The sequence below is a fragment of the Flavitalea antarctica genome (assembly GCF_054461535.1).
In genome coordinates this window covers 1-17,762 of the sequence record NZ_JBTLQG010000059.1, presented here as the reverse complement: position 1 = coordinate 17,762, position 17,762 = coordinate 1, and the positions used below count along the sequence as shown (strand labels likewise).

General features: G+C 43.6%; 13 protein-coding genes and 1 pseudogene. 9 read left to right on the top strand and 5 right to left on the bottom strand.

Annotated features, from left to right (window positions below; all coding sequences use genetic code 11):
* Both ACX0G7_RS26470 and trhO read left to right on the top strand, forming a co-directional pair.
* The coding region (locus tag ACX0G7_RS26470) for a DUF5686 family protein (protein ID WP_458926561.1) at window positions 1–1,317 on the top strand (1,317 nt) is incomplete at its 5' end.
* Window positions 1,318–1,434: 117 nt separating this feature from the next.
* The gene (trhO, locus tag ACX0G7_RS26465; protein ID WP_458926560.1) at window positions 1,435–2,475 is read left to right on the top strand and encodes an oxygen-dependent tRNA uridine(34) hydroxylase TrhO; all 1,041 of its coding nucleotides are present in this window, start codon (window positions 1,435–1,437) and stop codon (window positions 2,473–2,475) included.
* A gap of 257 nt (window positions 2,476–2,732) precedes the next feature.
* On the opposite strand, the gene ACX0G7_RS26460 is transcribed toward trhO, so the two are convergent.
* Complete coding sequence (locus tag ACX0G7_RS26460; RefSeq protein WP_458926559.1) at window positions 2,733–3,662, bottom strand: phosphoribosylaminoimidazolesuccinocarboxamide synthase; 930 nt, start codon at window positions 3,660–3,662, stop codon at window positions 2,733–2,735.
* Between the two features lie 142 nt (window positions 3,663–3,804).
* Here ACX0G7_RS26460 and ACX0G7_RS26455 point away from each other — a divergent pair, with 142 nt between their 5' ends.
* Entirely contained in the window at window positions 3,805–6,696 is a 2,892-nt protein-coding gene (locus ACX0G7_RS26455; RefSeq protein WP_458926558.1) for a TonB-dependent receptor, read from the top strand.
* 144 nt (window positions 6,697–6,840) lie between these two features.
* On the opposite strand, the gene ACX0G7_RS26450 is transcribed toward ACX0G7_RS26455, so the two are convergent.
* Both ACX0G7_RS26450 and ACX0G7_RS26445 read right to left on the bottom strand, forming a co-directional pair.
* Complete coding sequence (locus tag ACX0G7_RS26450) at window positions 6,841–7,221, bottom strand: transmembrane 220 family protein (protein WP_458926557.1); 381 nt, start codon at window positions 7,219–7,221, stop codon at window positions 6,841–6,843.
* 200 nt (window positions 7,222–7,421) lie between these two features.
* A complete protein-coding gene (locus tag ACX0G7_RS26445) occupies window positions 7,422–10,832 on the bottom strand; it encodes a ThuA domain-containing protein (protein WP_458926556.1) in 3,411 nt (1,136 codons plus the stop codon).
* 289 nt (window positions 10,833–11,121) lie between these two features.
* On the opposite strand from ACX0G7_RS26445, the gene rpmI reads away from it, so the two are divergent.
* The 4 genes from rpmI to ACX0G7_RS26425 all read left to right on the top strand — a co-directional run bounded on the left by rpmI (window position 11,122) and on the right by ACX0G7_RS26425 (window position 14,089).
* The gene (gene rpmI, locus ACX0G7_RS26440; protein WP_458926555.1) at window positions 11,122–11,319 is read left to right on the top strand and encodes a 50S ribosomal protein L35; all 198 of its coding nucleotides are present in this window, start codon (window positions 11,122–11,124) and stop codon (window positions 11,317–11,319) included.
* 52 nt (window positions 11,320–11,371) lie between these two features.
* Complete coding sequence (rplT, locus tag ACX0G7_RS26435; protein ID WP_458926554.1) at window positions 11,372–11,716, top strand: 50S ribosomal protein L20; 345 nt, start codon at window positions 11,372–11,374, stop codon at window positions 11,714–11,716.
* A gap of 205 nt (window positions 11,717–11,921) precedes the next feature.
* Window positions 11,922–13,322 (top strand): type III PLP-dependent enzyme domain-containing protein, encoded by a 1,401-nt coding sequence (locus ACX0G7_RS26430; protein WP_458926553.1) that lies wholly within the window; start codon window positions 11,922–11,924, stop codon window positions 13,320–13,322.
* Window positions 13,323–13,636: 314 nt separating this feature from the next.
* The gene (locus tag ACX0G7_RS26425; protein WP_458926552.1) at window positions 13,637–14,089 is read left to right on the top strand and encodes a nuclear transport factor 2 family protein; all 453 of its coding nucleotides are present in this window, start codon (window positions 13,637–13,639) and stop codon (window positions 14,087–14,089) included.
* Between the two features lie 23 nt (window positions 14,090–14,112).
* Here the strand turns inward: ACX0G7_RS26425 and ACX0G7_RS26420 are convergent, their stop codons facing one another.
* The gene (locus tag ACX0G7_RS26420; RefSeq protein ID WP_458926551.1) at window positions 14,113–15,408 is read right to left on the bottom strand and encodes a hypothetical protein; all 1,296 of its coding nucleotides are present in this window, start codon (window positions 15,406–15,408) and stop codon (window positions 14,113–14,115) included.
* A gap of 621 nt (window positions 15,409–16,029) precedes the next feature.
* Entirely contained in the window at window positions 16,030–16,464 is a 435-nt protein-coding gene (locus tag ACX0G7_RS26415) for an Hsp20/alpha crystallin family protein (RefSeq protein WP_458926550.1), read from the bottom strand.
* A gap of 257 nt (window positions 16,465–16,721) precedes the next feature.
* Between ACX0G7_RS26415 and ACX0G7_RS26410 the strand changes: the two genes are divergently transcribed.
* Both ACX0G7_RS26410 and ACX0G7_RS26405 read left to right on the top strand, forming a co-directional pair.
* Complete coding sequence (locus tag ACX0G7_RS26410; RefSeq protein ID WP_458926549.1) at window positions 16,722–17,135, top strand: BrxA/BrxB family bacilliredoxin; 414 nt, start codon at window positions 16,722–16,724, stop codon at window positions 17,133–17,135.
* A 252-nt stretch (window positions 17,136–17,387) separates the two neighbouring features.
* Window positions 17,388–17,762: pseudogene (locus ACX0G7_RS26405) on the top strand (diacylglyceryl transferase); the annotation flags it as partial.

Below are 17,762 nucleotides of genomic sequence, written 5' to 3'. Positions count from 1 at the left end.
CCTTTGCAGACAGACGAGATTCTTGATTACCGCAAAAAGGATAGCCTGGAAGTGGTCCGGAAGGACCCGGCCTATCTTGATTCTATTGACCGGATCCGGAATAAAGTCACCCTGATGGGAATCGTATTTTCAGGGCTTGAATTCAATCGGGAGAAATCGCGGGAAACGTATCGCATTAACGGCCTTGCACGAACCGTTGGTTATAATACTGCAGAAGGCGCAATTGTAAACTTCAGGGGAACTTATACCAGGCGGTTTGATAGTGTTGGCTTTAATCATAGTTTAAGCATTACCCCTGTGATCAGATATGGATTCAGTAATACCCACCTTAATGCCTACCTGCTTGCAGGTTATAATTTTGGCGATAAGTATAGAAATAATATCAGCGTATCCGGGGGAAAACGCGTTTACCAGTTCAACAATGAAAACCCAATCAGTGATATAAGCAACGTACTTTCCACCCTGTTTTGGGTAAAAAATCACCTTAAAAACTATGAGGCCTGGTTCGGAAGGGTCACTTACCGTAAAGGTTTTGGTGATGGGCTCAATCTTTTTGGTAACCTTACTTACCAGGATCGTTTACCGCTGGAAAATACCACCGACTTCAAGTTCAGGGAATTTAAAAACAGGGAGTTCACACCGAACTATCCTGAGATCATGGATGAGAATTTTGACCGGCACCAGGCGCTGGTACTTACTTTGGGATTAAGTTGGAGACCCGGATCGAAATATATTGAATTTCCTGACCGCAGGATAAATATGGGCTCTAAGTATCCAACGTTTACCGGCAGTATAACCCAGGGAGTGCATAAGTTGCTTGGCAGCGATGTTGACTATACCAAATGGAGGCTGGGCGTAACTGACAATTTCAATTTCAATCTCAAAGGAGTGTTTAGTTATAATTTTGTTATCGGTGGTTTTTTAAGGAGGGATAGCGTACCTGTTATCGATTATAACCATTTCCTGGGTAACCAGATCATCACCGCCAATGATTATCTTGCCAGCTTCCAGGTGCTTCCTTATTATCGTTTCAGCAATATGGCCCGCATATTTACAGAAGCCCATGTTGAACATCATTTCAATGGAATGCTAACCAATAAAATTCCTTTATTCAGACGACTTAACTGGAATCTTGTTGCGGGCAGCAATGCGTTTTATCTTAATTCCAAAGAAACATATATAGAAGTTTTTGCGGGTCTTGAAAACCTGTTTAAAATCGCCCGTTTTGATTTGGTGTGGGGATTTGCGAGTGGCGGCCGCGCTACTTTTGACGTGAGGCTGGGTATCAGGGGAATCGGTGGTCGCGAAGTTGACTAAGAGTTTACCCGGAGCGAACGTCCTTTCCATTTTTTCGATAATTTTGCCATGAAGTTTGGTTCACCCTGCAAGTGTCCGATTTCGTCTCCCGTACGTACGGGATCAAATTTCAAAAACATGGCTTTACATAACCGGGTTTCTCAAAAGGAACTCAAAGAATTATTGTACCGGGAAACTGAACCGCGTACAACCTTATCGTTCTATCATTATTTCCCTATACCTGATCCGCAGGCATTCAGGGATGAGCTTTACCGCCGCTTTAACAGCCTCAAAGTATTCGGCCGCATTTATGTAGCTCATGAAGGCATCAATGCACAACTTAGCGTTCCCGCTAATCTTTTCGACGAGTTCAGAAAAGAGCTGTATAGCTTTCCACCGCTTGACCAGTTAAGATTGAACATCGCTGTTGATGATGATGGTAAATCATTCTGGGTCCTGAAAATTAAAGTCAGACCCAAAATTGTTGCGGATGGAATAACTGATCCGGCATTTGATATGAGCAGGAAGGGCAGGTATGTGGATGCAGAAGCATTTAATAAACTCACTGATGATCCTGATACCATCGTTATTGATATGCGGAATCATTACGAGTTTGAGGTAGGACATTTTGAGAATGCTATTGAAGTACCAAGTGATACTTTCAGGGAACAGTTACCGATGTCGGCTGAAATGATGAAGGATCAAAAGGAGAAACCCATCATTATGTATTGTACCGGCGGCATCAGGTGTGAGAAAGCCAGTGCTTATTTACTTCACAAAGGATTTAATAATGTTTTTCACCTGGAGGGGGGTATCATACACTACGCAAATACAGTTAAGGAAAAAGGCCTGCCGAATAAATTCAAAGGGAAAAACTTTGTGTTTGATGACCGCCTTGGTGAGCGGATCAGTGATGAAATAATTTCAAAATGCCATCAATGCGGCAAACCTGCCGATACGCATACTAATTGCAGTAACAGTGCATGTCACCTGTTATTTATTCAATGCGAGTCTTGCGCCACCCAATACCAGGGTTGTTGCAGTGAGGCTTGCCGTGATGTAATTAACCTGCCGGAAGAAACACAAAAAGAGTTGCGAAAGGGCAAAGAAAATGGGATAATGGTCTTCAACAAGTCAAAAGAAAGAATGAAGGGATTAAAGATTGACGGGAACCGATAATTCCGGTCAATTAATCTCTCAAAAGTAATCGGGCAAAGTATTGAAAACAAATCTGGCAACGGATAAAAATCAAATCAAGCCACGTATTGAAAACAAATCAGGCAACGTATTGAAATTAAATCAAGCAACGTATAGAAAACACATCGAGCCGCGTATTGAAAATAAATCAGGCAACGTATCGAAAACAAAGTGAGTCGCGTATTGAAAATAAATCAGGCAACGTATCGAAACAAATCAAGCAACATATCAAAGACAAATCAGGCTACGTACTTCTTAATCGAATCGAGAATGCGCTGATAGGTTTCCTCATCAGATAATTTCTGAGGAACAAACTTTTCGCCGATCACGTTTTCATACAATTCTATATATCTTTTTGAAATTACATCGACCCATTCGTCGGTCATTTCCGGGACGGTCTCACCTTCCTTTCCCATAAAGTTATTTTCAATCAGCCATTCCCTGACAAACTCCTTACTCAGTTGTTTTTGACGTTCACCCGCGTCCTGTCTTTTTTGAAAACCGTCTGCGAAAAAATATCTTGATGAGTCCGGGGTATGAATTTCATCCATCAGGTAGATCTCATCCCCAATCTTTCCAAACTCATATTTCGTATCAACCAGAATAAGTCCTCGTTTTGAAGCAATCTCCTTTCCACGGCGGAACAGCGCCAACGTATATTTTTCCAGGATTTCCCATTCGGCGCTGGTGGCCAGCCCGGAACTAATAATTTCTTCCTTCGAAATGTCTTCATCATGTCCCGCTTCTGCTTTGGTGGAAGGCGTGATGATGGGCTCAGGAAAATAATCGTTTTCTTTCAAACCATCGGGCATGGACACACCGCAAAGAATTCGTTCACCACTCGCATAAGTTCTCCATGCATGACCGGTAAGGTTTCCACGGACGACCATTTCAATTCTGAATGGCTTACATCGTTTACCCACGGTTACATTGGGCGCAGGAACGTCGGAGAGCCAGTTGGGGCAGATATCTTTTGTTGCGTTCAGCATGTAAGCAGCAATCTGGTTTAAAACCTGTCCTTTATATGGGATGGGGCGGGGGAGAACAACGTCGAATGCTGAAATCCGATCCGACGCAATCATTACTAATAAATTGTCGTTTATTGAATAGACATCCCGAACTTTACCCTGGTAATAGTTTGTCTGACCTGGAAATTTAAGTGGCTTCATTGCCCGAATATACAGGTAGCCATTGTATTAAGGAAGAAAGTAAGAGGAAATTTTGGGTGTGGCAAAGCGTTTGAAGTTAATCTCCTGATCACTTCATTCACCAGCTTATCATCTGTTTGCATTGTACTTTAAAAATGCCATTATGAGAAAACTCATCTGCCCGCTCGCGATCTTAATTGTGTTGTGTTCTTTCTCTCTTTTCAGCCAGGCTCAAAACACAACAATCAGTGGAACCATCAGGAACAGTCTGACCAAAGAAGTTCTTCCCGCTGTGTCGATTACTATACAGGGAACCAATGAAGGCGGGTTTACTAATGAGAACGGTGGGTTCCGGATCACAACTACCAGGAAACCTCCGTTTGTTCTGCAGATCACATCTATCGGGTACGAACAACAGGACTACCAGGTAACAACCACAGATTCGGCTATCAACATAGATCTTATTCCCGGTTCCAGCCTTGGTGCTGAGGTGGTGGTTTCAGCCAGCCGTGTGCCTGAGCGGATACTTGAATCGCCGGTGTCCATTGAAAGGATGGGTTCAGCGGCTATCCGTACTGCTGCTGCACCAAGTTTCTTCCAGGGTCTTGCCAATTTCAAGGGAGTAGATATGACCACATCGAGTATCACCTTCAATACGCTAAGTACAAGAGGTTTTAATGGAAGTGGTAATCTTCGTTTTAATCAGCTGGTAGACGGAATGGATAACCAGGCGCCCGCATTGAACTTTGCGGTTGGTATAATAGTTGGCCCGACTGAACTGGACATCGATAATGCAGAACTGTTGCAGGGTGCATCTTCTGCTTTATATGGCCCCGGTGGGATGAATGGAACGTTGCTGATGACCAGTAAAAGTCCATTTAAATACCAGGGACTTAGCTTCCAGGTTAAGCAGGGAGTAATGCACACAGACGGTCGGCAGCGTCCCGCAGCACCATATTACGACTGGGCCTTCAGGTATGGAAAAAAAGTCGGTGAAAAATTTGCCTTTAAGATCGGTGGACAATTTATAGGTGCAAAAGACTGGCAGGCGAGTGACACCCGCAACCTTGCCCGGAATAATGTTTTAAGCGAAGTAAAGGGCGGCACGCGACAGACCGATAATAATTATGACGGTGTAAATGTATACGGCGATGAGGTAAGTGCAAGTATGAACAGCTTTGCACAGGTGGCAGTGGCACAGAACCTGCCGCCGATTGCGGCCGGGATAGGCCAGGTAACAGGACAGCCGGTTACACCCGCACTGATAAATGCGGTGTTCGATAACCCGGGCGCCTATATACCTAACGTACCCCAGACAGCACCGTTACGTGCCGGTATTGCATTATTAAGCCCTTTTTATAATGGAATACGTAGAAATTATTTCGGTGGACAACTGGTTAGCCGTACCGGATATGATGAAAGAGATGTTGTGAACTATGATGCCTTCAGCCTGAAGTTTAATGCCGGGCTTTATTATAAAATCACGAATGATATTGAAGCTTCCCTGCTTGCTTATTGGGGAACCGGTACAACTGTTTATACTGGTGCCGACAGGTATGCGCTGAAAAATTTTATTCTTGGTCAATACCGTGCAGAAGTAAGGGGAAAAACATGGTATCTGAGGGGATATACCACGCAGGAAAACTCGGGTGATTCTTATACTGCAACCACCGCCGCCGTGGCAGTTAACAGTGCCTGGAAGCCGAACCAGGACTGGTTTGCACAGTATACAGGTGTGTACTCAACGGTGAAAGGAAACGGCGGAACAGAGGAACAGGCTCACAGCGCTGCCAGGACAGCCGCTGAAAATGGAAGATTCCTGCCCGGTACCGATGCTTATAAACAGGCATTTGACAAGGCGATTGGTACAGATATTAAAAACGGGGGAGCCAGGTTTGCAGATAAGTCTAGCCTATATCATTACGAGGGCCAATGGGACCTGAGTGAGTATACGAAGTTTGTTGATGTACTGGTGGGAGGCAATTATCGCCGGTATCATCTCAATTCAAAAGGAACCATATTTGCAGACACCACGGGTCCAATCAATATAAATGAAGTCGGTGCCCTGATCCAGGTTCAAAAGAGATTGTTCAATGATGTGCTCAAATTAACAGCTTCAGGAAGATATGATAAGAGCACAAACTTCAAGGGCAGGTTCACTCCGAGGTTTACTGCATCAGTGAAAGTGGCACGCGATAACAACATCCGGGTGTCGTTCCAGACCGCTTACCGGTTTCCATCCACTCAAGATCAGTATATCAACCTGAATACACCCGGAGCCAAGCTGATAGGTGGGCTTGAATCGTTCCAGGTATTCTATGACTTTATCAACAACCCTGTTTACACTGCAGAAAGTATAGGAGCTTACCGGGCAAGTGTATCAGCGGGCGCACCAAACCCAGCCTTGTTGAAGAAGGCAGAGTTCGAGGATCTTAAACCAGAGACGGTTAATAGTTTTGAGGTCGGCTACCGCGGGCTTCTTACAAAGAGATTATTGGTTGATGGTTATGTGTACTATTCTGAATACCAGGATTTCATCGGGCGGGTAGCCGTGGGACGCGCAGCGCCGGGTGGAAATATTGCGAACCCTCTTGCAAGTGAAAATTATTCTTACCCGGTCAACTCTGACAATTCGGTAAAGGCGATCGGATGGGGGATAAGCGTAGACTACCAGATGGGACAGGGATTCAATTTCCGTGCTAATGTATCGGGAGATCAGCTACAGGATGTTCCGGATGGATTAATTACTTTTTTCAACACACCGAAAGTCAGGTATAATGTCGGACTATCGAATGAGGGAGTAGCTAAAACCAACTGGGGATTCAACCTTGTTTACAGGTGGCAGGATAAAGTAAACTGGCAGGGAACTTTTGGGGCTGGCGAAATTGATCCGTTCAGTACTTTCGATGCCCAGATCAGTCACAGGTTTCCGAAAATCAAGAGCATCGCAAAAATTGGCGGATCAAACATCCTGAACAAATATTATGTCAGCGCCTTTGGTAACCCAATGATCGGCGCCGTTTATTATATCAGTTTTGGATACAACATTTATTAAGGGATAGTTGACGCTGATATGATTTCCATATCCAGGTTGATTCGACATTGGCGAGGCATAACATTCATTATACATAACCTTGATTATCGCGTTGACCAATGAATGCCTGGCGCCTACTTACCTTGACCAATGAATGTCTGGCGCCTACTTATTCGCGGAACGTTTGCGGTAATAAAAGTAATTTATCAGGAACACGGTGATCAGGATAATAAGTCCGAAGAACTCGCGTGAATCTTCGATCCAGGGTGTTTCAGCTTTCATCGATGTGGCAATATTTTCAGCGTTGTGTTCCACTATCCATGATAACACCCCGTCTTCAGCGAAAAACAGGTAAACAGCATAGAGGGTGAAAGCGGCAAGCCCCGCGAAGAGCGCGAGGAAATTCATTCTTCCCTTGTAACCCATCCAGCAAATGAAGGCCCCATAAAGGTAAACAGGGATCCACAAAAACGGATCAGGGTCATTGTATTGCAAAGCTGCGAACAGGACAAAAAGGATTACGAAAACAAGGTTAAAAACTTTCATCTTTTCGGAATTATTGCAGAACAGTTTTCGGAAACCAGCGTCACGTATTTGCTGTACGTAAGTTCCTAACGAAATTCAGCGTCTTCTGTATGTATGTTTATGACAAAAATATAGAGACTCCGGTATATCGAAGTCTCTATATCTGTTAGTTGTATTTGCAGTACTCACTCTTCACATTATCACCATAATTTACTACTCTTTTAGGGATTAAACTGCACGCTCTGCAAGGCTACCTGGCTTTCTTCCTTCGGATCATTTGGTTTGCTGATCACAACAACCTTATGTTTCTTACCGTCAGTTACCGCGTCAATTTTGGTTTTTATAGCAGTTCCGGCAGGTTTTGTTTGTGTACCTGCTGGTCCACCCGCTGGCAGTGATGCCTGGCCCAATACTTTGCCGTTTGCATCATCAAGGCGGAATTCAAATGTGAATCCATGTGTAGGAGGTTCGCGCCATGCCGCGTTTACTGTTATTCCATTCACCCCGGTAAGATCGATCTCCTCTATCACAAAGGAACCATTCGTTTTTGGAACCAGGAGGAGTGTCATGCCATTCAGATTAAATTTAGAATAACCTGTCATCGTTTTAACACTGCCAAACGACATTTTATTATTCCTCAGAACTACCACGGCATCGCCGGTAAGTGGTTTAATGCTGGCACCACCTTTATCGGTATAGCTCGCGGAGAGATAAAGCATACCTCGGTCAAGGACCGGTTTGTTGAGCGTAGGGTTTATTGTACCACTTGCGGGGAGACTTTTTCCCTCAGCCTTTGAACCAGCGAGTGAACGGATCCAGGTGACAATCTGTTTGGCATCACTTTCTTTCAAAGTAGGATGCGCAGGCATCGCTACTTCACCCCAGACACCCCCGCCACCTTTGATGATTTTTTCTACGAGGTAATTAACTGCATTGGGATCTTTTTCATATTTTTTTGCGACTGCGCTATAAGCTGGTCCGACTGATTTCTCATCTGTTTTGTGACATGATTTGCAATCCAGTGCAAGCATAGTATTCCGACCCATCATGGCTTCCGTAAGTACCTGGTGCCCCGGAGAAGATGCAGCCCTGTCCGAGCCCTCCATATATTCAGCAGATACTACCAGGCTTGAATCACCGGCCTTCGCCTGCGGATCGTCTTTATCCGCCACGTTAACCGCGTATTCAACGGGTTTACCAGGAAAATAGAAAGTCTGGTTACCGGCAATGGCAATGGTGACCACCGGCGTTTCGTTACCGGCATACACCGCTACTGTATTACTTTTTACCGTCGCTTTTTTATCGTCCATAACGTCTACTGAAATGTTGTAGTCGCCTGCTTTTTCGAAGGTATGGTTGAGTGTTGGTTCAGTCGTCTCTTTTTTGGTTCCGCCAATATTCCAGACATAGGTGAGTTTGTCTTTCTCCGGGTCAACGGCCTCGACAGAAGCTTTTATTGTAAACGGAAGTGCACCCGTTGTCCGGTCAACATTCAACGCTGAGAGTTTTGGTGCACGGTTGCCGCCGTTGTAATCTATCCTTGACAAAGCCGCATCTGCATTTTTTGAGAACCAACCGGAACCGTATTCAAGAAGATATAATTTCCCGTCAGGCCCGTATTCCATATCGATAAGGCTGTTGAACTTGGTTCCCCCCATAAATGGCTCCATCTTGTCAAAATCACCATTTTCCTGGGTGGTAACAACCTTTATCCAGCCACGGATCCAATCGTAGATAAATAACTTGTTATTAAAATAGTCAGGGTAGCGGGTTTCTTTAGGAAACATATCTGTATAATAGATAGGTCCTGCCATGGCGTTTCTGCCTCCGGAACCTACCTGCGGAAAATCTTTCGATTCGCCATAAGGATACCAGATAAAGGCAGGTGACACAGCCGGAAGTTCTTTGAGACCGGTATTGTTGCGTGAATTATTCACGGGTTTCGCCGGGTCAAATGCTTCACCTGATTTTCCGCTCGCATAATCATAAGCGTTATACGGATAATTGTTTCCTACAAACAACGGCCATCCGAAATAGCCGGCTTTCCTGGCCTGGTTCAGTTCATCATAGCCACGCGGGCCACGGATACCCGTACTGTCTGCGTTAGCATCAGGCCCGACTTCTCCCCAATACAAATAGCCTTTCTTCTGATCAACTGAGATCCTGTATGGGTTACGATTGCCCATTACATAAATTTCCGGCCTCGCGTTGGCGGTACCTTTTGGAAAGAGGTTGCCCTCAGGAACAGAGTAGGAGCCGTCTTCATTGACTTTGATCCGCATGATCTTACCGCGAAGGTCGTTTGTGTTACCAGCTGATCTCCTGGCGTCATACTGTTCATGCCCCGGCCTGTCATCCAAAGGCCCGAAACCTTTGTTTGTATAGGGCTGTCCCGGTTCATCAAAAGGTGTTGAGTTATCACCTGCAGAAAGGAACAATTCTTTGTTGGGGCCAAAAGCGATTGAACCACCTGTATGGCAACAGATTTCTCTTTGAGAATAAAACTGGAGGATGATCTTTTCAGATTTCATATCCAGCGTATCATTTTCAAATTTAAACCGCGAAAGCCTGTTTACAGAGGTGTCTATAGGGCTGTAAAAAGCATATACATAATGGTTAGTGGCAAAGTCAGGGTCTGCCTGCAAACCCAGGAAACCTTCTTCCGCATTTACCCCTTTTGTATTTGTTTTGTGATATACATTCAGGAAACCAACCTGCTTAAACGTTTTATCTGCGTTTTTATACTGCATCAATTCGCCACGGCGCTGGGCAATCAGCACATCAAAATTTGGCAGGATGGTCATCTCGGTTGGCTCAAATAATGTTCCCTCGGTGAGTATCGTTTTGGTAAAACGGTCCTCATCAGGCACTGGAAGGCTCTTTGCTTTTGCAAAATCAAGCTTTTTGTTGTCGCCAATGGCATATTGTATACCGCCAAGAAGGTGCTTCAGGTAATTTTCCTCCTTATATGATTCGTCTGTATGTCCCATTTCGGTATAGAATGACCTTCCGCCATCAAACTCATGATACCACGCCATCGGATGGTTGTTATTATTTTTTCCACCCTTATAGCTGGTCTCATCAATTTTGATCAACACTTTTATGTCGGGATTGATCCGTTTGAAATTATACCATTCGTCTTTCCGGCGCCACTCCTTAGGAAGGTGTTTCGTGGAGATATGTGTCTGGTCCACTACATCAAGTTTCGCCTCCTGTTGTTCAGGGTGGCTCTCGAACTGGGCACCAACAAGGCGGTTGTACCAACCCCAGTCGTAGTGACCGTCAGTGGCCGAATGCACCCCCACAAAACCGCCGCCTGACTGGATGTATCTTTCGAACTGTGCCTGCTGATAATTATTCAGCATGTGGCCGGTAGTATTCAGGAAGATCACCGCAGAATAGTTCTGAAGAGAATCCTGGTTGAAGTAATCTGCGTTTTCTGTAGTGTCCACCTGGAAGCCATTTTCTGCGCCGAGTTTGAGGAGCGCCTCTTTCCCGGCGGGAATGGCACTGTGCCGGTATGCCGTTGTTTTACTGAAAACAAGAACCCGTGGTTTTCCGGATCGGGAATTGCAGGCGAATAGTACGGAAATCATGCACAGCAGGCAAGCTAATTGAAGCAATTGTCTCATTTGTAAGAAGTTAGGTCGATTTGATTTGATGAATTATGGAATATGACTGGTGAGTGAGTTATAAGTGAGTATGTGTTTACATGTAAAAAGCCGGTTCGTAAATTAGTTATTTAATCGCCAACTAACAATTGACAATTAGATGAAAAAATATGCAAGTCTATAAGATATTTTACCTACTTTTGCAGCCCATTTCAGGATTTTTAAATAAATCCGGATTACCCACAGGGCTCGAAAAGTTCTCCGTCTGTTCGGGGGCGCCAGCAGGGTGTAAAAATTAAAATTGGATATAATGCCAAAGGTAAAAACGAATTCCAGTGCCAAAAAGAGGTTCAAAGTAACAGGCACGGGCAAGATCACGCACCAGAAGTCTTACAAGAGACACATTCTCACAAAGAAATCAAAAAGAAGGAAACGCGCACTGGGCAAAGATGGATTAGTGCATAAGTCAAACCTTGATTTTGTAAGAAGGCTTTTAAGATTGAAATAACATTCCATTCTGTTCAATCTTATCTATTCATTTAACACTATAAAGTCATTATATGCCACGTTCAGTAAATGCAGTTGCCTCCAGAGCCCGCAGAAAACGTATATTAAAAGCTGCCAAGGGTTACTATGGCAAGCGTAAAAATGTCTATACCGTTGCGAAAAACGTAATGGAAAAGGGCCTTACCTATAAATATGTAGGCCGTAAATTAAAGAAAAGAGAATACCGTGCTTTGTGGATCGCCCGTATCAATGCGGCAGTTCGTGAAGAGGGGCTTACTTATTCCCAGTTCATTAACCTGCTGAATAAAAAAGGCATTACCCTTGACCGTAAGATCCTCGCAGATCTCGCAATGAACGAACCTGCAAGCTTCAAATCTCTTGTAGCTTCAGTTAAATAAATCAGCTTAACCAGTGAAACGGTCAGGAATATTCGCTCTCCTTTCTATAATAAACTGGCTTAAATAATAAGAACCGGGCTCTGGCCCGGTTTTGTTGTTCTGTAAATACCACAAAGGATTATTTTTGTATAATCTTGGTTCTTGTTTGTGAAATTTTATCCCATCATCATTAAAATTTACAACTATCAGCAATCCTAACGAATACATGAACAATAGCTACGCCGATCTGGTGAAGCAAACTTTCAATTATCCCCAGGAAGATTTTGAAACGAAGGACAGCTATCTGCACTTTAACGGTCTTGATCTTAAAGCCCTGATCGATAAATACGGCACCCCGATGAAGCTGACCTACCTCCCGAAGATCGGGATGCAGATCAACAAGGCGAAGCAGATGTTTGCCAATGCGATCAAAAAACACCGTTACGAAGGTGCTTATCACTATTGTTACTGTACCAAAAGTTCGCACTTTTCTTTTGTTGTTGAAGAAGCCTTAAAGCATGAGATCCACCTCGAGACTTCTTATGCGTATGACATTGAAATCATCAAAAAACTTTACGAGAAAAGGAAGATCAACAAGGATATTTTTATCATCTGTAACGGTTATAAGCAGAAGTCCTACACCAGCCGTATTGCGGGTCTCCTCAACTCCGGGTTCAAAAATGTGATACCCGTACTGGATAATCCGGATGAACTGGCAAACTACAAAAGGTCGGTAAAAGGTCCGTTTAAATTAGGTATCCGGGTGGCAGCTGAAGAAGAACCAACCTTTCCTTTTTATACGTCCCGCCTCGGTTTCAGGGCAAGGGATATCCTGGAATTTTATGTTGATAAGATAGAAGGTAATGAAGACAAGTTCCAGTTGAAGATGCTTCATATTTTCCTGAACAAAGGCATCAAAGATGATATTTATTACTGGTCAGAGCTTAACAAGATCATCAATCTGTATTGCCAGTTAAAAAAGATCTGCCCTGAACTGGATTCCATCAATATCGGCGGTGGATTTCCGATCAAACATTCCCTTGGTTTCGAATACGATTACCAGTTCATGATCAATGAGATTGTTGGTAACATCAAAAAGGCCTGCAAGAAAAATAAGGTTAAGATGCCAAACATCTTTACTGAATTCGGTAGCTACACCGTTGGTGAAAGCATGGCTCATATCTATAGTGTGATCGGTCAGAAGCAGCAGAACGACCGGGAGATCTGGTACATGATCGATTCGTCGTTCATTACAACTTTGCCTGACACCTGGGGTATTGGTGAGAAGTTTTTACTGTTACCTGTCAATAAATGGGACCAGGAGTACCAACGGGTTGTGCTGGGTGGAATAACGTGCGACAGTCATGATTACTATGACTCGGAAGAACATGTAAACGAAGTTTTCCTTCCCAAGGTGGCTAATGATGAGCCCTTGTATGTCGGTTTCTTCCACACCGGCGCTTATCAGGACCAGATAAGTGGATACGGTGGCATCAAACACTGCCTTATTCCTTCGCCAAAACATATCATCGTTGAAAAGGACAAAAACGGCAAACTGGTCGACTGGGTGTACGCGAAAGAGCAGACTGCCCAAAGCATGCTGAAGATTCTCGGTTACGTGAAATAGTGAGGTTCGGGGATAGCGTGTATCCTCCGCGTCCATTTATTTGATGCTCCGTTTATGTAAATAAATTAAGGTTCAGTGAATTCGGCTTATTTTAGCCAATTACTGGACCTTTTTTGATGGTTGCCAGTGAATAGAATTTTTATAATCAGTGTTTGGCTTAATTCAGTGGTTGAGATTAATAAGAATTTTTCGAATCAGCGGTTGACTTCGTATAATAGTTGAGATACTTAAGAATCTCCAGGATCAGTGGTCGACCTTTTAAATGGATTTTGATTCAATTTCAATTCATCGTGCAACTTTAAATGCAATTCTAAATGAAAAGCGCTCTTCTTTCGGGAATATTGTTTATGATTATCGTCGGTTCTTACGCACAGAACGCTGAAGACAGCGTGAAAGCGTCGATAAATCAACTTTTCAATGGCATGAAAAATATTGATCCGGATCTTATCCGGAACAGCTTCGCAGACAGCGCCGTTTTACAAACCATTGTCCGGACCCCGGATGGAAAAGTCACAATAAGAAATGAATCCGTTGCCGCTTTTGCATCGTCAATCAGCAAGCAAGCCAAAGGTGCGCTTGATGAACAATTTCAATTTGAATCAATAAAGATTGACGGCGACCTGGCCTCTGTGTGGACGCCGTATAAATTTTATTTCTCCGGGAAACTCAGCCATTGCGGGGTAAACTCCTTCCAACTTGTAAGGGTGAAAGGGTTGTGGAAGATTCAATACCTCATCGATACAAGACGCAGAACACAATGCGAATAAAGTGATGATGGGCGTTCTAACATTTACTTTTTCTTAAGCCTGTATTTCTTAACTACTTTATTGCTGTTGATGTATTTTTCGAGTTCCTCGGGGCTCATGTCACTCGACATTTCCAGGGGCACATCAACCAGCTGCGATTGCATCTGCTTGATTTCGTCTTTAAGTTTATTTGTTTTCCTGGTAATATCCGGGTCACGTTCACCTACCAGTTGGTTTTCACGGAGCATATATTCCAACCTCTTGTAATTGCCTCTCAGCGTGGAGGCCTGGTTCTGATCAAAAACCTTTTGAGGTGCGACCGCTTCTTTAACGGGAACCAATGTTACACCAATGGATGGCATAACCTTGCCGACATTCTGCGCGCCTGTACTTGCTGAGGAAGCAAGAACGCTTCCCGTTAATGCTGTGGTCGATGAAGTGATGTCAAAAGTGGTACGGGTTCCCTTCACTCTTTTTACGCCCTTATCCAGCTGAATAAAAGTGAATTTCATCTGCAGGATATAGGATTCCGTAAATTTTACCTGTTGATAATACTCCTGCAGCGCGAGTGGATAGTTCAGTGCGTCTCTCACAATGATCTTTACCAGCGCGGTGTCGCGGGCCATAAACCGGTTTGTTCCGATAAAGCTGAGCTGAAGCACCTTTACACGGGCCGAGTCGGTTTCCTTAACAAAGTCGAAAGGCGCTGTCCACATAAAGTCATCATCACACTTCTTGACCTGGGTAAAATTCTTCAACGGCGTATTCGCATAAAATGTAATGTTCTCGACTGGAAAACTTCCGTTTTCGCACTGGATCTTGAATGCTATTGTGTCGCCCTCATCTACATACAGGGTGGAGCTGACAGAAGGTTTCACTTTTGACGTAATGATGTCGGTATTATAAAAAGTGATTGAAAAAAATGTATCGATACGCTCTGCGGGGTTGTTCAAACTCTGCACCCCGATATTCACCCTGTATTCGTTATCATATTTCAGTTTGCCGGACATGAAAAAGCTCTTCTCAGCTTTGAAGGTGAGAACCCCGTTGTCTTTATTGATACGGAGTCCGACGGGCGAGTTTCTCAGGTACCAATAAAAATTACGCGGATCCTTGTTGATCTCTAATCTATAGTTGAGTGTGGAATCAACATGAAGGGTGAAGTAGGGATTGATATTCTTAATTCGTAACACCGTGTCAGCCGGTGTGATGGGAAGGGTATCTGTTATACGCGGGACGGTGTCCACAATAGCAGTATCCTGTGCTTTTAACACGGAAGAAGGAGCTACGGACCAAAACACAATCAGAGCCACGCAAAAAGTACGAACCAGGTTTCTCATGAGTTGCAAAATCGTGCCCGAAGTTAACATAAAACAACAAAAAACCCATCCCGATATGAATCTGGATGGGTTTTTAAAGCTAAAGTTGTGATTAAAGCCGCCGAAATTAACGTTGCTTTAATTATTAGTTACTTTTTGCATTTCACAAGCGGGTATCAGCTTGATCGAACAATACGCGTTGCAGCTACATCTTGATTAACCAAACCACTGCAGATACAGGTTGATTAACCAAATCACACTGCAGATACATCTTCATTAACCAATACTCACTGGAGATCCAGCTTGATTGACTGATACCCATTGCAGATACAGCCTGATTAACCAATACTCATTGCAGATAAACCTTGATTAACCTATACACACTGCAGGTCCAGCTTGATTAACCAATATACACTGCAGATTCAAGAAACTTTTTCATAGAGACGTATTCCAGGTACTGGGTTTTGTCAGCACATCATAATCAGTAAATCATTACCAATACATTTCGTCCGATCACCCTTAGTGTCGGGTGTAGAACTTTTGAAAGCCGCAGAAATCATTCTGCAGAACAATTGCTGCAAAATGATTTCCCGAGACTAACTACTGTACAATGATGCCTGTACAATGGATACTGCAGAACGATTACTGCACGTTAATTTGTTTGCCGGCCTGGGCAATTTCTTCTTTTTTGGGAAGATATACTTTCAGAATGCCGTTCTCATATTTAGCCTGGATGTTATCAACATTCACTTTATCATCCACAGTAAAGGATCTCTTGAATGAACCAAGGCCAAATTCCCTGCGCACAGTTTTGTAATCTTCCTGCTTATCGGTTGTTTCTTTGCTTTCAAAGCTGATGGTGAGTAAGCCTTTGTCTACTTCAACTTTGAAATCTTCTTTATTGCGGCCAGGAGCGTTGAATTCAAGGTGATAGCCGTCTTTTGATTCATGAATGTTCACAGGCACAGAACCGGATTTCTGGCTGTTGTTCCAATGGGTCTGAGCACCATTAAACAACTCGTCGAAAATGGTGTCGAAAGTTTTTACCGGGCGATTGTTAAGTTTTACGAATGTCATTGTTTTATGTTTTTAGTTATTTAATTTTTTCTGGACAGGGTAGAACAAAGGCCGTACCATTGCAAAGTTTACAGCTTCTTTGTGCCATCTTGATCGAAATGCCTAACGGACTCTGTCAAAACGCCGGAAATGGGTGTTGGCTCATGTCAAAAAGGCTGGAGAGGTTGATCTTTGTCGTTAGTATTAAACCTTTTGCGTAATTTTGCGTTCTTATTAATTAAAAAGCATTCAAAAATTTCCAAAAATTTCACTGAAATATGTATCCAGCAGAAATAGTGCTTCCCATGAAGGAAGAGTTAACAGAAAATGGTTTTACAGAGTTATTGTCGCCCGTAGACGTTGATCAGCAGTTGAAACAGCAAGGCACTACACTTGTGGTCGTTAATTCTGTTTGTGGCTGCTCGGCAGGTACCGCACGTCCTGGTGTATTGATGGCGGTTATGAATTCAAATAAGAAGCCGGATCATTTAGCTACCGCCTTTGCAGGGTTTGATCTGGATGCCGTAAAAAAACTTCGCGAACATCTTCTGCCTTACCCACCATCTTCTCCGTCAATTGCACTGTTCAAGGATGGTGAGCTCGTTCATTTTATCGAGCGTCACATGATAGAGGGAAGATCTGCCCAGATGATCGCGCATAACCTGATCGCTGCATTTGATGAGTATTGTTAATTGAAATGCGGGTCTTAACCGCTAAATAAATACTTATAGTTCGATAATAGCCCCCTTGTTAAATCAGGGGGCTATTGTTTTTTCAGCTTCTTCATTATGATATGGGAGTATTTTATCGTATAATAACGGTAGATTATGCAGTCAGACCGGCATGGGCATAAACGCTCATGGGCCATATTATTTAGATAGGGGAGGGGGAAATCACAAATCCTTTCTTATCATTGCAAATTCAACTAAATCCTTTCTCGTTTCATGTATCCAAACCTTTACTACGCCTTTGAAGATCTTTTTGGGATAAAAGTCGGTGTTCTACGTTTCGTAAATTCCTTTGGCTTTTTTGTGGCTCTGGCGTTTTTATTGGCTGCGTATGTTCTTACCCGTGAGCTAAAACGAAAGGAACGCGATGGTCTCCTACAAAGCCAGGATGTGAAGATTACCGTGGGTCAACCTGCTTCGGTGGGCGATTTAATACTGAACTTTTTATTGGGTTTTATCCTTGGTTATAAAATTGTCGGCTTGTTTCTGACCTCCGGCGCGGAGGCGCCCGATCCTCAACAATATATCTTTTCTGCCCAGGGCAACTGGGTTTCAGGAATATTGCTCGGTGTGTTTTTCATGGGTGTAAAG